Here is a 17,003-nt window from a genome sequence, read left to right as displayed (position 1 = left end):
ACCATTTTCGGGGGATAACCGCTCATGTTCCAATACGGTATAATGCCGCCGGCAATGTTCCTCGGCATGATCATCTTCATGCTTTACGGCTTCCCGGTCGCCTTCTCGCTCTCGGCCGTCGGTCTCTTCTTCGGTCTCCTCGGCATCGCCACCGGCCATTTCGAATTCGCCTTCATGCAGGCGCTACCGTTCCGCATCTTCGGCATCGTCTCCAACGACCTGTTGCTTGCCATTCCCTTCTTCACCTTCATGGGAGCGATCCTCGAGCGCTGCGGCCTGGCCGAAGATCTGCTCGAGGGAACCGGCAAACTGTTCGGCGCCGTACCCGGCGGCCTGGCCTATGCGGTTATCATCGTCGGCGCCATCCTCGGAGCGATCACCGGCACGGTCGCGGCGTCAGTCATCACCATGGGCGTGATCTCGCTGCCGATCATGCTGAAATACGGCTACAACCCGCGGCTTGCGACCGGCGTCATCGCTGCCTCGGGCACAATCACCCAGGTCATCCCGCCCTCGCTCGTGCTGATCGTACTGGCCGACCAGCTCGGCCGTTCCGTCGGCGACATGTATCTCGGCGCGATCGGACCTTCGATCCTGCAGGTGACGATCTTCATGCTGTTCATCCTCGGCCTGTCGATCTTCCGGCCGAAGGACGTTCCGCCGCTGCCTCTCGAAGCGCGGGGCGAGATGAACATGGCCCTGGTCATCAAGGTCCTCTGGGGCATGGTCCCGTCGATCGTGCTGATCTTCCTGGTACTCGGCACCATTTTCATGGGCCTCGCGACCCCGACGGAAGCAGGCGCGCTCGGCGTTGTCGGCGCCATGGTGATCGCCGCGATGCATCGCCGCCTTACCTGGGATCTGCTGCGTCAGGGCATGCATTCGACGATGACGATCACCTCGATGGTCGTCTTCATCCTGGTCGGCGCCACCTGCTTCAGCCTGGTCTTCCAGGGCATGGACGGCGGCCTGTGGATCGAGCATCTTCTGTCGCACGTTCCCGGCGGAGCGCTCGGCTTCCTGATCTTCGTCAACATCTTCATCTTCTTCCTGGCCTTCTTCCTCGATTTCTTCGAGATCGCCTTCATCGTCATCCCGATGCTGGCGCCGGTCGCGAGCGCTCTCGGCATCGACCTGATCTGGTTCGGCGTGCTGCTCTGCATCAACATGCAGACCAGCTTCATGCACCCGCCCTTCGGCTTTGCGCTCTTTTACCTGCGCTCGATCGCGCCGAAATCGGTGAAGACGAAGGATATCTATCTCGGCGCCATTCCGTGGCTCTGCATGCAGCTGGTTCTCGTCGCCATCGTGATCTTCTGGCCTGAGTCCGTCACCTACTGGCTGGACAAGGCGCCGGACGTCGATCTCAACACGATCAAGATCGAGATCCCCGGCTTCGGCAACGGCGGCGGCAATCAGATGCCGAATTTCGGCCTGCCGCCGATGGACGGCGCCCCGGCCCAGCCAGGCCAGCAGGGCCTGCCCGGGATGCCGAACTTCGGCGAGCCACCGAAGATCAACCCGTAAGGGCAGCTCCCGTCCACCCTGGACAGAGACTATATCTTGGGAGGACAGAGTTGACGTTCTGTCCTCCATCGCTATTCCCGCCGGGCAACGGAGCCCGGCGAAGTCCGGCCAGCCCGGAGCCCCTACGTCAAATTCGCCTTTTGGCCGTTCCTCTACCGCAATAGTCGTATGCGGATCGAGGTCCGGCGCCAGATCCCGGCGCAGCTAACACTTAGGTAGCCATACTAACCGGCCCATCGAGCCTATAAAGTTTGACAAACGGCACGATGCTGAAGTCGGTCGTCTCCAAATCAGTTTGGCTGAAGCGCTCGGGGCCTGACATGCAGATAAGCCACGTATTGCCGAATGCTATGTACGTTGTGCGAAGGTCCATCGGTCGCACCATAGTCGAGCCGTTGCGGCGCAGGCGGTTTGCAAAAGAGAGCCACGTCTTCATTCACTGCACCAACCGGGGATACATCTTCAAACTCGACCCCGCACAAAGCATCGACGAGGCGATCTTCGTCGAAGGCTGCTTTGAAGGACGGTTTCTGGAATTCCTGCAGGGCCGATTCGAGCCCGGCGCCGTGGCACTCGATGTCGGCGCCAATATCGGCAACCACGCCATTCACCTCAATCGAGACTTCGCCGAGATCCACTGCTTCGAACCGAACCCCGAAGTCTTCAGGCGGTTGACCGACAACATTCGCTCGAACCGGCTCGCCAACATCCGACTGCATCAGGCAGCTCTCGGCGATTGCGACGACACGCTGTTGTTCCGCGAAAATCTCGAAGGCAACCTGGGCGCCAGCGGCTTTGTGGACGATGACCGGCCATCGGGGCATAGCCGCATCCTGCGCCTGCCGGTTTTCCAAGCCGACAAACTCGTCAGGCAGCTCGGAATAACCAGGGTCGATTTCATCAAGATCGATGTCGAGGGGTTCGAGCAGCGGGTTCTGAAAGGACTGCGCGAAACCATCGCCTTCAACCGGCCTATCGTGTCCTTCGAGTTCCACGGCCATCTCGCAGGGCCTGACGACTTCGGCAAGCTCACCGCCTGCCTGCCGGATTATCAATTCTACGACCTGGAATATGCGCCTGCCTCGGCTTCAGCGCTGGAAAAGCTAAAATGGAATTTCCGCCATGGCGGCGCACCGGTTCTCAAACGGTTCGATCGCCCCGAGGCGCGGACCTATGAAAACATACTGGCCTTTCCTTCCCCGGACGTCTTCAGCCGCTTCACGAACCGCCCTTCGGCCTCCCGTTCCTCGGCTTGATGCGTCCCGGCGGCATCAGCACAGACAAAAACCCCGGACCTTTCGATCCGGGGTTCCTGAAATGACACTTGCCTGATCTGGGATCAGAGCTTGCCGCTACGCTGCTGGATCATCATGAAGGTGTCGTAGGTATATTCCGACAGCTGCATCCAGAGATAGGCTTCCTTCTTGAAGGCGACCTGATCTTCGTAGATCTTCTTGAACGTCTCGTTCGAAGCCGAAATTTCCTTGTAGACCTCAAGAGATGCCTTGTAGCAGGCTTCGAGGATTTCCTGGCTGAACGGGCGAAGGGTGGTGCCCTGCGAGACGATCTGCTTGATCGCCGTCGGGTTCTTCGTGTCGTATTTCGCCATCATGCTGGTATTGGCAAACGCGCAGGCGTCGGAGAGCGCCGCCTGGTAGCTCTTCGGCAGGGCGTTCCACTTGTCCAAATTCATAAAGGCGTGGATGACCGGGCCACCTTCCCAGAAGGCCGGGTAGTAGTAGTATTTGGTCACTTTGTAGAAGCCGAGCTTGTGATCGTCATAGGGGCCGACCCATTCCGCCGCATCGATCGTGCCTTTTTCGAGCGCCGGATAGATGTCGCCGCCAGGGATCTGCTGCGGCACGACACCGAGCTTCTCGACCACCCGGCCGGCAAGCCCTGCGATGCGCATCTTGACGCCCTTGAAATCGTCTACGGTATTGATTTCTTTCCGGAACCAACCACCCATCTGGGCGCCCGTATTACCCGCGGGAAGCCCGTAGACATTGTGCTTGGCGTAAAATTCGTTCAGGAACTTGTTGCCGTTGCCTTCGTAGAACCATGCATTGCTCAGTCGTGCGTTGAGGCCGAAAGGAATTGCGGTGCCAATGGCAAACGTTGGATCCTTGCCTACAAAATAGTAGGAGCAAGTATGACACATTTCGACCGTCGCGTTGCTGACGGCATCCAAAGCCTGACCGGCTGGAACAATTTCACCGGCGGCAAACGGCTGAATGGTGAAATTGCCGTCGGTTGCTGCAGCGACATGCTTGGCAATGTCTTCCGCGCCGCCATAGATGGTGTCCAGCGACTTCGGGAATGAAGACGTCAAACGCCAGGTGACTTTCGGGCTCGACTGCGCGATGGCCGGTGCGGCGAGCACTGTAGCGGCAGCTGCGCCGGCGCCGGTGACGGCGGCCTTTTTAAAGAATGAACGACGATCCATGAAATACCTCCCAGTAAGACAAACCGGAGGGATTATCCGTTCCCACTCCCCCGATCCTGGGGCGAGGTAAACATTTTGGCCTATGGGTTGCAAGCGCCGGAGCTAATATTCCTTAATGCGGGAACGTCTTTTGTCCTTAGACTTTGGTAGCGTCCCGCCCAAACTGGATTCACAAGATATTTCAAAGCGCCAGTGCTTATTCTTTGGGCAACGCCTTCCCCGAAGCGGACCTCGATCTTGACTTGAAGCGCGGGGCCGCGGCACAACAAGAGAGACGCGATTAGCGAGCCTCGTTGGAGAGCCTGATGCCGAAACCGATCGTCGCCCTGCCTGCCGATATCCGCCAACTGGATGGAGCGATCTGGCATGCCTCACCGGACCAGTATGTCCAGGCGGCATTGAAAGTGGCGGATGTGATGACCTTCATCATTCCGGCTTTCGAAGAAGGCAACGAGACCGACGCCATCCTCGACCGGGTCGACGGCGTGCTGGTTTCCGGTTCGGCGACCAATGTTCACCCTTCGCTCTATGGCAGAGAGGCAACGGCCGGCGACGGCCCCTTCGACCCGGCCCGCGACGCGACCTCCCTGCCCCTCATCCGCCGGGCAATCGATCGCGGCATTCCGCTGCTCGCCATCTGCCGCGGCATTCAGGAGCTGAACGTAGCATTGGGTGGAACGCTGGCAAGCGAAATCCAGGATCAGCCGGGCATCTGGGACCACCGCAAACCCGATGTGAAGGAGCGCGACAGCATGTATGCGATCCGCCAGCCGGTATTCATCCAGGAAGGCTCCTGCATCGCCAACCATCTCGGGCTGACAGGCGAGGTCCAGGTGAACTCGCTGCACCGCCAGGCGATCGCCGAAACCGCCCCCCGGCTGAAGGTCGAAGCGACGGCCGAAGACGGCACGATCGAGGCCGTTTCGGTCATCGACGCGAAAAATTTCGCCGTCGGCGTACAATGGCACCCGGAATACTGGGCGGAAACCGATGCGCCGTCACGGGCACTGTTCCAGGCCTTCGGCGAGGCTGTCCGCGCCTACGCTGCCCGCAAGACGCTGACCAATGCCGCAGCTTGATGCGACTAGTGTGTTGAAATCTCAGGCCCGCGGCCGGTGCACGCCGGTTGATTGGCGGATGCGCATTTCCGGCTTGATCAGATGGATGCCATCCGGCTCGTGGCTGCCGGCGAGGCGGTCGAGCAGGGCGCGCGCCGCAAGCCGGCCGACTTCTGTCTGGCCGTTCCACACGGTCGTCAGCGCTGGCGTCGCGATCGAAGCTTCCTCGAGATCGTCGTAACCGGTGACGGAGATGTCATGGCCGGGCATCAGCCCGGCACGGGCAATGCCGTTCATCAGGCCGATCGCCACCAGATCGTTCCAGCAGACCGCTGCTGTCGGCTTCTGCGGCAGGGAGAGAAAATGCACCGCCGCCTCGAACCCGCCCTGCTTCGAACGCGGACCGGGGAGACGAAGGTTCGGATCGACCTCGATGCCCGCCTTGCGCAGCGCGTTGACATAACCCTGATAGCGGTCTCGGCCGGTCGACGTCTGGTCCGTGCCGCCGATCATGGCGATCACCCGGTGACCGAGGCCGATCAGATGGTTGGTGGCAAGCGAAATGCCGTAGCTGTCGTCGCCGCGATAGGTCGGCAGTTCGACGCCTTCCATTGAACGGGCGACGAGGATGGCCGGCATGCCGTTCTCTTCGGCGAGCCTCATATCCTCGATCGGCGTGCCGATCGCCGGCGACATGATCACCCCGTCACCACCGAGCTGCAGCAGCGTTTCGATGAAGGTACGCTGTTTTTCGACTGAATCGTAATGGTTGGAAAGGATGAAGGTATGACGGCTGCGGTCGAGCTCGCTTTCGATCGCTTTCAGGATTTCCCCGTAGAACGGGTTCATGATGTCGTGTACCACGACGCCGATAATGCCAGAACGCGAGGTGCGCAGGCTGGCGGCCCGGCGGTTGTAGATATAACCGAGCGCTCTTGCCTGTTCCTTGATTTTTTCCCGGGTATCGGCCGCCACGAGCGGGCTGTCGCGCAGCGCAAGCGATATCGTGGCAGTTGAAAGACCAAGGCTCTCGCCAATCGTCGACAACTTGATCTTTTGCGCCATTTCCCCCACCCGCAATGGCCGGCATCGCTATCCGATGCTCGAATTAAACTTTAAATAAACAATTTAATTCCGTGCGACAATCCTGTGACCGCGAAAATCTGGAGGGAAATCAACCTCTGTCGTCCGAGGGCTCGGACTGGAGATTTTGTTCGATGGTCTTGAGGAGCTTGAGGAGAGTGCGGATTTCCTTGTCGGAGAGACCTTTTGCGGCGATCGAACCGCACTCGGAGACCGAGCGGCCGATCTGTTCGACGGTCTGCAATCCGGCTTCCGTCAGATGCACCTTGGTGAGGCGCCCGTCGGTGCCGTCGGCGCGGCGTTCCAGAAACCCTTGAGCTTCCATGCGGCCGATCGTGCGGGTCATGGTCGGGGCCTTGACGCCGAGCCGTATGGCGAGTTGGCCGGGGGTCATGCCGTCTTCTTCCGCGAGGATCAGGATCACGCCGTCCTGGCCGGCATAAAGCCCGCTTTCGCCGAGGCTGCGGCTGAGCGCGGTGCGCATGGAGCGGGCGGCCTGGGTGATCGCCGGCGCAAGGTCGGTGGCCGAAAGGCCTTCCAGTTCCTTCTTCTTGCCGGACTTGGCTTTTTTGTCGCCCTTCTTCTTGCTCATTCGCTCCGCCCGTTTTGCCCTAAAGAAGTAGCCGTTATATCTGTGGCGCGCTATCCATATCGAAACCGGGAAACCACCGCCAGATGTCGCACCCTTCGCCACGCTATCATGACAATGATACGACACTTGCGTCCACAGAAAGGCGAGACTGGGTCGCCGTCCTGCCGCTCGGCGCCCACGAGCAGCACGGACCGCACCTGCCGTTCGAGACCGACACGCTGATCGCCGAAGGTCTCGTCTCGCGCCTGATCCCTGCCCTGCCTGCCGGCCTGCCGGTGACATTCCTGCCCACCGAGCCCGTCGGTTATTCGATAGAGCATATGGATGTCGCCGGTACGAAGACACTTGCCTTCGACGAAGCCGTTTACCGTTGGCTCGGCATTGCCGGCGATCTTCACGCCAAGGGTATCCGCAAACTGATGCTGCTCAACGCCCATGGCGGCAATTCGCCGCTCATGACCGTCGTCGCGACCGAGGCGCGGGTGCGGTTCGGGATGCTGGTCGTCGCCACGAGCTGGACCCGCTTCGGCCAGCCCGCCGGCTGGATCGCCCCGGAGGACAAGGCGATCGACATCCACGGCGGAGACATCGAGACGTCAGTGATGCTGGCGCTCCATCCGGACCGGGTCGACATGGCCAGGGCCGAAAACTTCCGGTCCCGCCAATCGGACTTTTTCCGCGATTTCAGACATCTGCGCGCCTACGGCCCGCACGCCTTCGGCTGGAAGATGTCCGACCTCAACCCCAAGGGCGTCGCCGGAAACGCGGCGGCGGCGACGGCGGAACGGGGCGAGATGCTGGTCGCGCATGCTGTGAAGGGGATTATCGAGTTGCTGGGGGATGTAGCGCAGTTTGATGTCGGAACATTGAAGTAGGAAGAAGCTACACAATGTGCGATATTAGGCTACACGCTTGAGGTAGCCGCGGATGACGCTGAATATCCGAAACGAAGAGGCCGATGCATTGGCCCGTGAACTGGCCCGTATCGACGGAACGACCATCACCGACGCGGTGATTTCCGCATTGAAGGAAACCATCGACAAACGTATCCGCCAGGAAACGCCTCGCGAGACCGCAACGAGAATTCTCACGCAACGGGGCCTTGCCTTCAAGGCGAACAGGCAGCCTGTACCGCCCGAGGCCTACCATGATCTCGATCACCAGATCGGGGATGACGGCTGATGTTCGTCGATGCCTGCGCGATCGTCGCGATGATGGCCGGCGAGGAGACTGCGGAAGCCTACGAAACGGCGCTTCTGCAGGCAAATTCGCCTTTCACTTCACCATTGGCCGCTTGGGAAGCGATTATCGTCCTGTCCCGACCGGATCAGCTGGATTGCCGTTACCGGGAGGCGGAAGGTGCGGTCGTTGAATGGCTGGATGCACGGGGCATTGAGATTCGCGAGGCCGGATCGCCTCGGCAGCTTCTGAGTTATGCCGTCGCGGTCGCCGAGAGGCACGGGATTGGGCGCCGATATCTCAGCAATTTTGACTGCTTTCATTATGCCCATGCCAAGGTAACGGAGCAGCCGCTTCTGACCCTCGACCAGCTTCTGCGCCAGACGGACGCCGAAACGAGGCCGTAAGGATCAAGCCGCCGAGGCCCTCCACAACCGCTACCGGCAGGGTAGCGGCCATGCCCGGCGTCGGACGCCATTCCGATGTGATCTTATAACATACAAACCCTTTGAACTCGTCCCGGCTTGCCCTTATATGAGACGAACAAAGCTTCCGCGCCGACCGGGCGCTCTCAAGTCCTCGAGGTTTCCATGACCGAAACAGCCCCCGTCAAGCCCGTTCCCGTCACCGTGCTCACCGGTTATCTCGGCGCCGGCAAGACGACGCTCCTCAACCGCATTCTGTCCGAAAGCCATGGCAAGAAATACGCGGTCATCGTCAACGAGTTCGGCGAGATCGGCATCGACAACGATCTGATCGTCGAGTCGGACGAAGAAATCTACGAAATGAACAACGGCTGCGTCTGCTGCACGGTGCGCGGCGACCTGATCCGCGTCGTCGAGGGACTGATGCGCCGCCCGGGCCGCTTCGACGGCATCATCGTCGAGACCACCGGCCTTGCCGATCCGGTACCGGTCGCCCAGACCTTCTTCATGGATGACGACGTGCGTGCCAAGACCGAGCTCGATGCGGTCGTCGCCCTTGTCGATGCCAAGCACCTGCCGCTGCGACTGAAGGACAGTCGCGAGGCTGAAGACCAGATCGCCTTTGCCGACGTCGTCGTCATCAACAAGACCGACCTCGTTTCGCCGGAAGAACTGGCGATCATCGAAGATGTCGTTCGCGCCATCAACCCGACTGCCCGCGTCTACAAGACCACCCGTTCCGGCGTCGATCTCGCCCGCGTGCTCGACCAGGGCGCCTTTAACCTGGAACGCGCGCTCGAAAACGATCCGCACTTCCTGGATCACGGCCATGACGACCATGTCTGCGGCCCGGATTGCGACCACGACCATGGGCACGACCACCATCATCATGACCATGACCATCACGCGCATGACCATGATCACGATCATCACGGCCATGATCACCACCACCATCACCACGGCGAAATGTCGCCGATCCATGACGTGACCGTGAAGTCGATCTCGCTGCGCGGCGGCGAGATGAACCCGGAACGGTTCTTCCCCTGGATCCAGAAGATCACCCAGACGGACGGCCCGAGCATCCTGCGCCTGAAGGGCATCATCGCCTTCAAGGGCGACGAGGAACGTTATGTCGTTCAGGGCGTCCACATGATCGTCGAGGGCGATCACCAGCGTCCGTGGAAGGATGGCGAGAAGCGCGAATCGCGCCTCGTCTTCATCGGCCGCGATCTCGATGTCGACAAGATCGAGAAGAGCTTCAGGGCTTGTGAGGTAGCGGCATGACGCCGAAAAGTGTGAAGCGGTTTTCGGACCACGTCATGCCCGGGAGCAATGCTGCGTAATGCCGACTGTTGCACCGCTTGATCTCGAAGGCCATGTCGTCGCCGCGCATTTCCTTGGCGACGTCCCATTCTTCGCTACCGCCGCCGGCACGATCCACCGCCTGGATGGCGGCGAGAAAGTTACGGAGGCCCATCAGGGTCTGCTGACCTGCATCCGCGATCCCTTCAGCGCCACGCTGCTGACCGGCGGCGAGGACGGCAAGGTGATGCGCATCGGCAGCAATGGCGAGGCGACCCTGATCGCCGAAGCTCCCCGCAAGTGGATCAGCGTCGTCGCCGGCGGCCCGCAGAATGCGGTCGCCTATGCGCATGGCAAATCGAGTTTCGTGAAGCAGAGCGACGGCACGCTGAAGGAGTTTCCCGAAGAACGCAGCGTCGAAGGCCTCGCCTTCGCTGGCAAGGGGCTCAGGATCGCTGCCGCCCGTTACAACGGCGTTTCGCTGCACTGGGTCGGCACCAATGCGCCACCGGTCGATCTCGAATGGAAGGGCGCCCATAACGCCGTCACCTTCTCGCCGGACGGGCGTTTCCTGGTGACGACCATGCAGGAAAATGCCCTGCATGGCTGGAAGCTCGACGGCAAGCCGGGCGAAAACCGCCATATGCGGATGACCGGTTATCCGGCCAAGGTGAAATCTCTCTCCTGGTCGCCGAAGGGCAAATGGCTTGCCTCGTCGGGCGCCCCGGCGGCGATCGTCTGGCCGTTTTCGGCAAAGGACGGACCGATGGGCAAGGCGCCGCAGGAACTCGGCACCCGCGCCAATATCATGGTCACATCGGTGGCCTTCCATCCGGCCGAGGAAGTGCTCGCCATCGGTTTCATCGACGGCATGATCCTGGGCGTGAGGCTTGCCGACGCAAAGGAAGCTTTGCTGCGCCGACCCGGCAAGGGCGGCATTACCGGATTGAGCTGGAGCGCCAGCGGCAAGCTCGTCGCCTTCGCTTCCGATGCCGGCGATTGCGGCGTCATCGATATCGCAGCCTGAAAGCTTGCAGCACGAATAACCGCGGCGGAAAAATCTCCGCCGCGGCCTGGTCCATGCGGGATGGGCAGGCAGCGTGTATGAAGTGGTATGGGTGTCAGGCCGTGCTGCCTGCCCGATCGCTCCGGCTTTTTCGAAAGGTGGGTAACGGATGGTCTGGATCCGAAACTTGAACCTTTCGACGGTCGGCGCCCTGACGGCGCCGTCCTCACCTTTACGACCATCACCGGACGCCGGATGCTCTCCGTAGGATGCGACCCGGTTCGCGACCCGGCCCCTGCCCTGTGACGCGACCACTATAACCGCGCCGGCGCAGGCGAGGATGCCGCGGAATTCTTTCGACGGAAAAATGCTTCAAACGAAAAAGGGAATTTCTGTTCGCCGCAGCGAAAGCGTCCCCTCATTCACGCCGCCTGGCGGTCTTCCTCGAACGTATCGATGCCGTCGCGGCCGTTGCGCTTGCGGGCATAAAGCGCCAGGTCGGCCCGCTGCAGCAGGGTTTCGAGGTCGCCAGGACCGCATATCTCGGTCGCCACGCCGATGCTGAGTGTCGGCTGCACGACAAGGCCCTCCATCTCGGCGAGGGAAGCGGCAAAGGCGGCGCGGATCTTCTGGGCCGTCTCGACGGCTTTTTCGACCGGACATCCTCTGAGCACGATCACGAACTCGTCGCCCCCGTGCCGGGCGAAGAGGTCACTGCTGCGCAGGTGCAGGGACGCAGAGGATGCGAACCGCCGCAGCACTTCGTCGCCGACCGCATGACCATGCGTATCGTTGAGCAGCTTGAAACGGTCGACATCGATGAGCATCAGGGCGACCGGCCCCGGCTCGAGACCAGCATAGGAGCGCATCAGCCCGCCGCGGTTGAGCACGCCGGTCAGGGCGTCGCGATCCGCCAGGTAGGTGAGCTTGTTTCCCGCCCGTTCGGCCGCCATCAGATTGATGACGATGCTTCGCAACGCCAGGAAGGGTGCCGCCCAGAGCCCCAGCCAGGCATCGGCGCCGTTGCCGGCGGCAAAGAGGCCGCCCTCGCCGATCCAGCCCGTCACCGCCAGAAGGGCGCGCGCCGCAAAGATGGCGGCAGTCGGCATGTAGATCGCAGCGACCAGCCATGCCGACCGCAGCCTTTCCTGCCGTGCGAGGCGAATACCCTCCAGCATCACCAGGAGATCGCCGAGGGCACAGACGAGCGAGAAGATGGCGATGCGCGGCGCGGTACTGGCATCGTCCCGCCACAAGAGGATCAGCGGCGCCGAAAGAACGGCGAGGATCAGCCAACTCAGGCCCCAACGGGCCGGACGGCCGCCGAAAAGCCGGACGGAGACGATCAGCAACAGATAACCGACCAGAATCAGGTTGTTGCCGATCAGGACCGAGACGACGTCCGGCAACACGTTTCGCAGGCCGACGCTGAACAGGCCGGCGCCGATGACGATGCCGCTGGCGCTCCACCAGAACAGCCAGCGTTCGAACCGGCCGCTGGAATAGGCGATCATCTGGACGATGCCCAGGACCGAGCAGGTCATAGCCGAGACGATATAGATCGTCCGCAGATCCAGCATGAAACACCCCCAATGGCGACGCGGGGCATACTAGCGTTGAGCGGTTACGATTCGGTGTGTCTGGTCATTCAAGTTTATACGAACTGGCTTCAAACGACGCGGATGGCTCCGATGATTTCGGCAAGGAGGTTGTGCAGGTCATCGCGATAACCGCTGCGGGCCGAGGGACCGCTTTCGTCTGACGTCATCACCACGGTGAGGCCGAGTGACGGCACGATATAGAGCATCTGCCCGCCATAACCCCAGCCGAACTTGACCTCCTCGCCGCCGATATTGCGCAGGAACCAGCCGTATCCGTAACCGTCGCCGGAAAAACGCGAATTGGTGCGCGGCGTCCAGGACTGGCAGATCCAATCCTTCGAGACGACCTGGCGGCCGTCCTTCGTCTTGCCGCCGTTGCGGTAGAGTTCCCCGAAGGCCAGAAGCGAGCGGGCGGTCATCGCCATCTGGTTGCCGCCGAGATAGATGCCCTGGCGGTCGCGTTCCCAGGAGCCGATCCGGAACCCGTCGACCGGCCCCAGCCATTCCCGCGCCAGCGCCAGCGTCGACTTCCCGCCCACCTTGGTGAGGACCGCCGAAAGCAGGTGACTGGAGGCGGTGGAATAGAGCATCGAACCGCCGGGATCGTCGTCGAACGGCTGGGCGAGTGCGAACCGCACCCAGTTGCGGCTCGCGATCCAGCGGCCATAGTTCGGCCCGGACAACCTTCCGAGCCCCGCCTGCATCGAGAGCAGATTGCCGATGGTGATCGTGTGGATGCGCGGGTCCGGATTTGCCGGCAGGTCGGCCTTCAGGATCGGCGCGACCTTCTGGTCGGGACCTTCGAGCAGCCGGCGGTCGATGGCAATGCCCGTCAAAGCCGAGATGATCGATTTCGAGGCCGACTTGATGTTGGTGGAGGCGTCCAGCGAATGACCGTTGAACGCCCGCTCGGCGAGCATCTCCCCACTACGGGCGACCAGAACGACCTTCAACGGCTCCAACTCCGCCGCATCGCCGAGCACGGTATCGAGCGTCACCGGCGGCTGCGGCACAGGTGGCAGGGGAGCGTCCTGCGCAAGGCTGCGGGCCGCAGTCAAGGCGAATGGGAGGGACAGGAGGGTTGCGCGGCGTGTGATCATCCAGCGAAGCTAGGACGGCCAGGCGGCCGGGACCATGGCGGAAAGGCTCGTTTCACGCAGAGATGATGGAGTGTGAAGCCACTTCCCTGCATATACGAAGCCTCATTCCGATTCCCCCAGCAACGAACACCTTCAAGGGTCATCCACCAGTGGAGCAAAAACGGAAAGCAGTGTATTGCACCATCCCGACCGTCTTCGTTGCGTAGCCGATTCCCTCACTGGGCCGGACCCGCAGCGCGGGACAGCCGTTTATACGATCGGATACGACATGGCCAAGGCACCCAAGACCGAACATTCCGAACTCGCCGGCGAATTCACCGACGACGGCATTACCGTGCTGGTCGATATCTACCGCCCTGCCGGCACCCAGGGCGACTGGACACTCGAAGTCATCACCGAAGAGGATGACGTCACCACCTGGGAAGAGCCGTTTCCGACCGACCGCGAAGCCTTCGACGAGTTCCTGGCAACCGTCGAGCGCGACGGCATCCGCTCCTTTTTCGGCGAACCCGAACCCAATCCCGCGGTGCATTGATGAAGAATGTCGAAGACCTCACCACATCCGCCAAGACCATGCACGACCGCTATGCCTCGGGGCGCATGGACCGCGAAATCGTTCGCCGGTGGGTGTTGGGTCTGAGCATGTATCCGGAGCCCTACGGCCGGCATATCCAGGAGGCGGCCTCCTGGTTCAAGCCTTCCCGCGACGACCTGGATCCCGTCGAACTGAAGATCGCCGACCTTGCCAGGCTGCAGGCGATCTATCGGCCGTAAGGCGCCCGCAGGACCCTGGGGGCGTCCGGATCTCAAAGCCCCGCTTCGGCGAACACCTTGACGATCCAGTCGAGGAAAACGCGCACCCGCGGCGAAAGCTGGCGGTTCTGCGGATAGAGCGCCGAAAGCAGTGTCGGCGGCGGCGGGAAATCGGCAAGCACTTCGACGAGCACGCCCTCGTCGATATCCCGCTGCAGGCGATAACGGGGCGCCTGCATGAGTCCGAAGCCTCGGCGGGCGAGATCGGCCATCGTGTCGGAATTGTTGACCGTCAGCCGGCTTGGAAGGGTGACGTAGCGTACCTTCTCCCCCACCGTGAATTCGAGCGGCATGATCTGGCCGGTGCGCGACGAGAGGAAGCCGATGGCGAGATGCCCTTCCAGCGCATCGGGTGATTTCGGCATACCATGCTTCTCGACATAGGCGCGGCTGGCGCAGGTGATTTCGGTGATGGTTCCGAGCCTGCGCATGATCAGCCCGCTGTCGTCGATCTCGCCTGCCCGGATGACGCAGTCCACGCCTTCGCGAACCAGATCCACCAGCCGGTCGCCCTGACCGATCTGCAGTTCCAGGAGCGGGTAGCGGTCGAGGAATTCATGAAGGCGCGGCAAAAGGAAGGTGCGGGTAAGAAACCCGTGCGCGTCGACCCGCAGCAGGCCGCGCGGCTGCGCGTCCCGAAAGATGTTCTCCGCCTCGTCCACCTCCGCGAGGATCGCGAGGCAACGCTCGTAGAAGGCCCGGCCGTCGAGCGTCGGGGTGACGTAACGCGTCGTCCGCTCCAGAAGTCGCGTTCCGATCCCCTCCTCGAGCTGCTTGACCGCTTCGGTGACGGTCGAACGGGCAAGGCCGAGATCCGCGGCCGCAGCGGAAAAACTGCGCCGTTCGACGATCCGGACAAAGAGCTGCATGCGGTCGAGGCGATCCATGGCCTTGTTCACCACAGGCGAATTCTGATGTCAATTCGCCGCCAATTGTTCTTAAGCCGTGTCAGCAATATCTCCTGCCCACCAACCAAGGAGAGATCCCATGACCACCAACGGACAACGCGTCGCGATCGTCACCGGCGCTTCGAAGGGCATCGGCAGAGCCATTGCGCTCCGCCTTGCTGAGGACGGCATCGCCGTCGTCGTCAACTATGCGACCAGCCGGCAGGCCGCCGCCGATGTCGTTGCACAGATCGAAGCCGGCGGCGGCAAGGCGGTCGCGGTGAAGGCGGACGTCGGCAGCCCGACCGCTGCCGCAACCCTGTTCGACGCCGCCGAACAAAGTTTCGGCGGTGCCGACATCCTCGTCAACAATGCCGGCGTGATGCGGCTTGCGCCGCTCGCCGAGATGGACGACGAGGCCTTCGATACCCTGCTCGCCATCAATCTGACCGGGACGTTCCGCGGCATCCGCGAAGCAGGCAAGCGCCTGCGCGACGGCGGTCGCATCATCAACTTCTCGTCGAGCGTGGTCGGTGCCTACGGTCCGGCCTATGGCGGTTATGCCGCCACCAAGGCGGCTGTCGAAGCGATGACCCATGTCGCCTCCAAGGAACTCGGCCGGCGGAAGATCACCGTCAACGCGGTCGCGCCGGGCCCTGTCGAAACCGAGCTGTTCATGACCGGCAAGTCCCAGGAACTGGTCCAGAACATCGTCAAATCGATCCCGCTCAGCCGGCTCGGCCAGCCGCAGGACATCGCCAGCGTCGTCTCCTTCCTCGCCGGCCCCGACGGCGGCTGGGTCAACGGCCAGGTTCTGCGCGCCAATGGCGGCATGATCTGAAACACCAACACATCAACCTGAAGGAAAACCCGATGCCATTCGTCAACATCAAGACGCCAGAAGCCGCACTCAGCAAGGCCCAGAAGCAGGAGATCGTCCACCGCACGACCGAGATGCTGGTCGAATACATGAGCGAGGCCGCGCGGCCTCATACCATGGTGCTGATCGAGGAGGTCAAGGACGGCGGATACGGCCGCGCCGACGAGATTTTCGTGATCCCGGATGCCTATCGCGCCAAAGACGGCGCCTGAGATATTGGACGCTCTCGCTCTCGCCGGGTCCTCCCACCGGGCGGGAGTGACCGACGGCGAAGCATTCGTCGTCGATGGCGACACGCCCGCCGTGCATCGTCGAAGGCCTGAAAACAGAAAGGCCGGCGCCACCTGTCTGGCGCCGGCCCCGTCCCCCACCGACGTTTTTTTGTTTTTTAGAAGCGGTAGGTGACACCTGCCCCGATCAGCCAGGGGTTGATTTTCGCCTTGCCGCTCAGCGGCCCGAGCACGTCGTGGCCGGCTTTCCATTTGGTTTCGAGAAAAATCTTCTTCACGTCGAAATTCACACCCCAGTGCTGGTCGATCATGTAATCGAAACCGACCTGCAGGGCCGCGCCGACATTGTTCTCGACGTCGAGATTGTGGAAGCCCGGCTTTTCCGACTGGTTGTAGAAGAGCGAATAATTGACGCCGGCACCGACATAGGGCTTGAAGGCGCCGAAATTAGTAAAGTGGTATTGCAGCGTCAGCGTCGGCGGCAACAGCCAGGCGCGGCCGACCGGCACGCCGACGGCACCGTCCTCCTTGATATTCGCATAGGTCGTGCCGAGGACCAGTTCGGCGGCGATATTGTCGGTGAAGAAGTAGCTGATATCGAGTTCGGGGATGACCGAGTCGGAAAAGGAGAGGTCCGAACCCGGCACGCCGTTGACCGAGCCGCGGTTCCCAGTGATGACGCCCAAGCCGCGCACGCGGATCTGCCAGGGGCTCCGGCCGGTCGCGGCCTCCTGCGCCACAGGGGCGACGGGAACAGGCGTCAGATCCGCCGCTGCCGCCCCGAATGCGAAAAAAGCCGCACCCGCGCCCGCGATCCATCTCAGATGCCGTGCCCCGCTCGTGTCCATGTAAGCTCTCCTGCTTGCGTTTGATC

Annotated in this window: 19 protein-coding genes; 12 read left to right on the top strand and 7 right to left on the bottom strand. The window is 61.8% G+C overall.

Annotated features, from left to right (window positions below):
- The first annotated feature begins 24 nt into the window (after positions 1 to 24).
- Positions 25 to 1,527, top strand: coding sequence for a TRAP transporter large permease subunit (locus C5L10_RS03685; protein ID WP_046668271.1), 1,503 nt, complete (start codon positions 25 to 27; stop codon positions 1,525 to 1,527).
- A 320-nt stretch (positions 1,528 to 1,847) separates the two neighbouring features.
- Positions 1,848 to 2,783, top strand: a complete 936-nt coding sequence (locus C5L10_RS03680; protein ID WP_172716899.1) for an FkbM family methyltransferase — start codon at positions 1,848 to 1,850, stop codon at positions 2,781 to 2,783.
- An 83-nt stretch (positions 2,784 to 2,866) separates the two neighbouring features.
- Here C5L10_RS03680 and C5L10_RS03675 read toward each other — a convergent pair whose 3' ends face one another.
- Entirely contained in the window at positions 2,867 to 3,973 is a 1,107-nt protein-coding gene (locus C5L10_RS03675) for a TRAP transporter substrate-binding protein (RefSeq protein WP_046668273.1), read from the bottom strand.
- Positions 3,974 to 4,278: 305 nt separating this feature from the next.
- Between C5L10_RS03675 and C5L10_RS03670 the strand changes: the two genes are divergently transcribed.
- The gene (locus C5L10_RS03670) at positions 4,279 to 5,052 is read left to right on the top strand and encodes a gamma-glutamyl-gamma-aminobutyrate hydrolase family protein (RefSeq protein WP_046668274.1); all 774 of its coding nucleotides are present in this window, start codon (positions 4,279 to 4,281) and stop codon (positions 5,050 to 5,052) included.
- Positions 5,053 to 5,073: 21 nt separating this feature from the next.
- Here the strand turns inward: C5L10_RS03670 and C5L10_RS03665 are convergent, their stop codons facing one another.
- Both C5L10_RS03665 and C5L10_RS03660 read right to left on the bottom strand, forming a co-directional pair.
- Positions 5,074 to 6,096 (bottom strand): LacI family DNA-binding transcriptional regulator, encoded by a 1,023-nt coding sequence (locus C5L10_RS03665; RefSeq protein ID WP_046668275.1) that lies wholly within the window; start codon positions 6,094 to 6,096, stop codon positions 5,074 to 5,076.
- Positions 6,097 to 6,205: 109 nt separating this feature from the next.
- Positions 6,206 to 6,706: a MarR family winged helix-turn-helix transcriptional regulator gene (locus C5L10_RS03660; RefSeq protein WP_046668276.1), complete on the bottom strand. Its 501-nt coding sequence runs from the start codon at positions 6,704 to 6,706 to the stop codon at positions 6,206 to 6,208.
- A gap of 83 nt (positions 6,707 to 6,789) precedes the next feature.
- Between C5L10_RS03660 and C5L10_RS03655 the strand changes: the two genes are divergently transcribed.
- The 5 genes from C5L10_RS03655 to C5L10_RS03635 all read left to right on the top strand — a co-directional run bounded on the left by C5L10_RS03655 (position 6,790) and on the right by C5L10_RS03635 (position 10,639).
- Positions 6,790 to 7,581: a creatininase family protein gene (locus tag C5L10_RS03655; protein ID WP_105428567.1), complete on the top strand. Its 792-nt coding sequence runs from the start codon at positions 6,790 to 6,792 to the stop codon at positions 7,579 to 7,581.
- Between the two features lie 52 nt (positions 7,582 to 7,633).
- Positions 7,634 to 7,888: a type II toxin-antitoxin system VapB family antitoxin gene (locus tag C5L10_RS03650; RefSeq protein WP_046668278.1), complete on the top strand. Its 255-nt coding sequence runs from the start codon at positions 7,634 to 7,636 to the stop codon at positions 7,886 to 7,888.
- Positions 7,888 to 8,292, top strand: a complete 405-nt coding sequence (locus C5L10_RS03645) for a type II toxin-antitoxin system VapC family toxin (protein WP_105428566.1) — start codon at positions 7,888 to 7,890, stop codon at positions 8,290 to 8,292. Before C5L10_RS03650 ends, C5L10_RS03645 begins: the two co-directional genes overlap by 1 nt.
- 183 nt (positions 8,293 to 8,475) lie before the next feature.
- Positions 8,476 to 9,594, top strand: coding sequence for a GTP-binding protein (locus tag C5L10_RS03640; protein ID WP_105427483.1), 1,119 nt, complete (start codon positions 8,476 to 8,478; stop codon positions 9,592 to 9,594).
- Between the two features lie 58 nt (positions 9,595 to 9,652).
- Positions 9,653 to 10,639, top strand: a complete 987-nt coding sequence (locus C5L10_RS03635; protein ID WP_105428565.1) for a WD40 repeat domain-containing protein — start codon at positions 9,653 to 9,655, stop codon at positions 10,637 to 10,639.
- 401 nt (positions 10,640 to 11,040) lie between these two features.
- Here C5L10_RS03635 and C5L10_RS03630 read toward each other — a convergent pair whose 3' ends face one another.
- Together C5L10_RS03630 and C5L10_RS03625 are read right to left on the bottom strand one after the other, a co-directional pair.
- On the bottom strand, positions 11,041 to 12,198 hold the full coding sequence (locus tag C5L10_RS03630) for a GGDEF domain-containing protein (RefSeq protein WP_105428564.1): 1,158 nt from the start codon (positions 12,196 to 12,198) through the stop codon (positions 11,041 to 11,043).
- An 89-nt stretch (positions 12,199 to 12,287) separates the two neighbouring features.
- Positions 12,288 to 13,319, bottom strand: coding sequence for a serine hydrolase (locus C5L10_RS03625; RefSeq protein ID WP_105428563.1), 1,032 nt, complete (start codon positions 13,317 to 13,319; stop codon positions 12,288 to 12,290).
- Positions 13,320 to 13,587: 268 nt separating this feature from the next.
- Here C5L10_RS03625 and C5L10_RS03620 point away from each other — a divergent pair, with 268 nt between their 5' ends.
- Both C5L10_RS03620 and C5L10_RS03615 read left to right on the top strand, forming a co-directional pair.
- Positions 13,588 to 13,854, top strand: coding sequence for a hypothetical protein (locus C5L10_RS03620; RefSeq protein WP_037077316.1), 267 nt, complete (start codon positions 13,588 to 13,590; stop codon positions 13,852 to 13,854).
- Complete coding sequence (locus C5L10_RS03615; RefSeq protein ID WP_105428562.1) at positions 13,854 to 14,093, top strand: hypothetical protein; 240 nt, start codon at positions 13,854 to 13,856, stop codon at positions 14,091 to 14,093. Before C5L10_RS03620 ends, C5L10_RS03615 begins: the two co-directional genes overlap by 1 nt.
- Before the next feature lie 32 nt (positions 14,094 to 14,125).
- Here the strand turns inward: C5L10_RS03615 and C5L10_RS03610 are convergent, their stop codons facing one another.
- On the bottom strand, positions 14,126 to 15,019 hold the full coding sequence (locus tag C5L10_RS03610) for a LysR family transcriptional regulator (RefSeq protein WP_105428561.1): 894 nt from the start codon (positions 15,017 to 15,019) through the stop codon (positions 14,126 to 14,128).
- Positions 15,020 to 15,119: 100 nt separating this feature from the next.
- Between C5L10_RS03610 and C5L10_RS03605 the strand changes: the two genes are divergently transcribed.
- Together C5L10_RS03605 and C5L10_RS03600 are read left to right on the top strand one after the other, a co-directional pair.
- Positions 15,120 to 15,860: an SDR family oxidoreductase gene (locus C5L10_RS03605; RefSeq protein ID WP_105428560.1), complete on the top strand. Its 741-nt coding sequence runs from the start codon at positions 15,120 to 15,122 to the stop codon at positions 15,858 to 15,860.
- A 32-nt stretch (positions 15,861 to 15,892) separates the two neighbouring features.
- The gene (locus tag C5L10_RS03600; protein ID WP_046668288.1) at positions 15,893 to 16,111 is read left to right on the top strand and encodes a 4-oxalocrotonate tautomerase family protein; all 219 of its coding nucleotides are present in this window, start codon (positions 15,893 to 15,895) and stop codon (positions 16,109 to 16,111) included.
- Between the two features lie 176 nt (positions 16,112 to 16,287).
- Here C5L10_RS03600 and C5L10_RS03595 read toward each other — a convergent pair whose 3' ends face one another.
- On the bottom strand, positions 16,288 to 16,977 hold the full coding sequence (locus C5L10_RS03595) for an OmpW family protein (RefSeq protein ID WP_105428559.1): 690 nt from the start codon (positions 16,975 to 16,977) through the stop codon (positions 16,288 to 16,290).
- Between the last annotated feature and the right edge of the window lie 26 nt (positions 16,978 to 17,003).

Source organism: Neorhizobium sp. T6_25 (assembly GCF_002968555.1).
GTDB lineage: Bacteria > Pseudomonadota > Alphaproteobacteria > Rhizobiales > Rhizobiaceae > Neorhizobium.
This window is presented reverse-complemented; position numbering and strand designations above follow the sequence as displayed.

Excerpts from the sequence above, each read along its gene's own strand:
- C5L10_RS03685 (WP_046668271.1), top strand. The coding sequence starts at position 25 with ATGTTCCAATACGGTATAATGCCGCCGGCAATGTTCCTCGGCATGATC.
- C5L10_RS03680 (WP_172716899.1), top strand. The coding sequence starts at position 1,848 with ATGCAGATAAGCCACGTATTGCCGAATGCTATGTACGTTGTGCGAAGG.
- C5L10_RS03675 (WP_046668273.1), bottom strand. The coding sequence starts at position 3,973 with ATGGATCGTCGTTCATTCTTTAAAAAGGCCGCCGTCACCGGCGCCGGC.
- C5L10_RS03670 (WP_046668274.1), top strand. The coding sequence starts at position 4,279 with ATGCCGAAACCGATCGTCGCCCTGCCTGCCGATATCCGCCAACTGGAT.
- C5L10_RS03665 (WP_046668275.1), bottom strand. The coding sequence starts at position 6,096 with ATGGCGCAAAAGATCAAGTTGTCGACGATTGGCGAGAGCCTTGGTCTT.
- C5L10_RS03660 (WP_046668276.1), bottom strand. The coding sequence starts at position 6,706 with ATGAGCAAGAAGAAGGGCGACAAAAAAGCCAAGTCCGGCAAGAAGAAG.
- C5L10_RS03655 (WP_105428567.1), top strand. The coding sequence starts at position 6,790 with ATGTCGCACCCTTCGCCACGCTATCATGACAATGATACGACACTTGCG.
- C5L10_RS03650 (WP_046668278.1), top strand. The coding sequence starts at position 7,634 with ATGACGCTGAATATCCGAAACGAAGAGGCCGATGCATTGGCCCGTGAA.
- C5L10_RS03645 (WP_105428566.1), top strand. The coding sequence starts at position 7,888 with ATGTTCGTCGATGCCTGCGCGATCGTCGCGATGATGGCCGGCGAGGAG.
- C5L10_RS03640 (WP_105427483.1), top strand. The coding sequence starts at position 8,476 with ATGACCGAAACAGCCCCCGTCAAGCCCGTTCCCGTCACCGTGCTCACC.
- C5L10_RS03635 (WP_105428565.1), top strand. The coding sequence starts at position 9,653 with ATGCCGACTGTTGCACCGCTTGATCTCGAAGGCCATGTCGTCGCCGCG.
- C5L10_RS03630 (WP_105428564.1), bottom strand. The coding sequence starts at position 12,198 with ATGCTGGATCTGCGGACGATCTATATCGTCTCGGCTATGACCTGCTCG.
- C5L10_RS03625 (WP_105428563.1), bottom strand. The coding sequence starts at position 13,319 with ATGATCACACGCCGCGCAACCCTCCTGTCCCTCCCATTCGCCTTGACT.
- C5L10_RS03620 (WP_037077316.1), top strand. The coding sequence starts at position 13,588 with ATGGCCAAGGCACCCAAGACCGAACATTCCGAACTCGCCGGCGAATTC.
- C5L10_RS03615 (WP_105428562.1), top strand. The coding sequence starts at position 13,854 with ATGAAGAATGTCGAAGACCTCACCACATCCGCCAAGACCATGCACGAC.
- C5L10_RS03610 (WP_105428561.1), bottom strand. The coding sequence starts at position 15,019 with ATGGATCGCCTCGACCGCATGCAGCTCTTTGTCCGGATCGTCGAACGG.
- C5L10_RS03605 (WP_105428560.1), top strand. The coding sequence starts at position 15,120 with ATGACCACCAACGGACAACGCGTCGCGATCGTCACCGGCGCTTCGAAG.
- C5L10_RS03600 (WP_046668288.1), top strand. The coding sequence starts at position 15,893 with ATGCCATTCGTCAACATCAAGACGCCAGAAGCCGCACTCAGCAAGGCC.
- C5L10_RS03595 (WP_105428559.1), bottom strand. The coding sequence starts at position 16,977 with ATGGACACGAGCGGGGCACGGCATCTGAGATGGATCGCGGGCGCGGGT.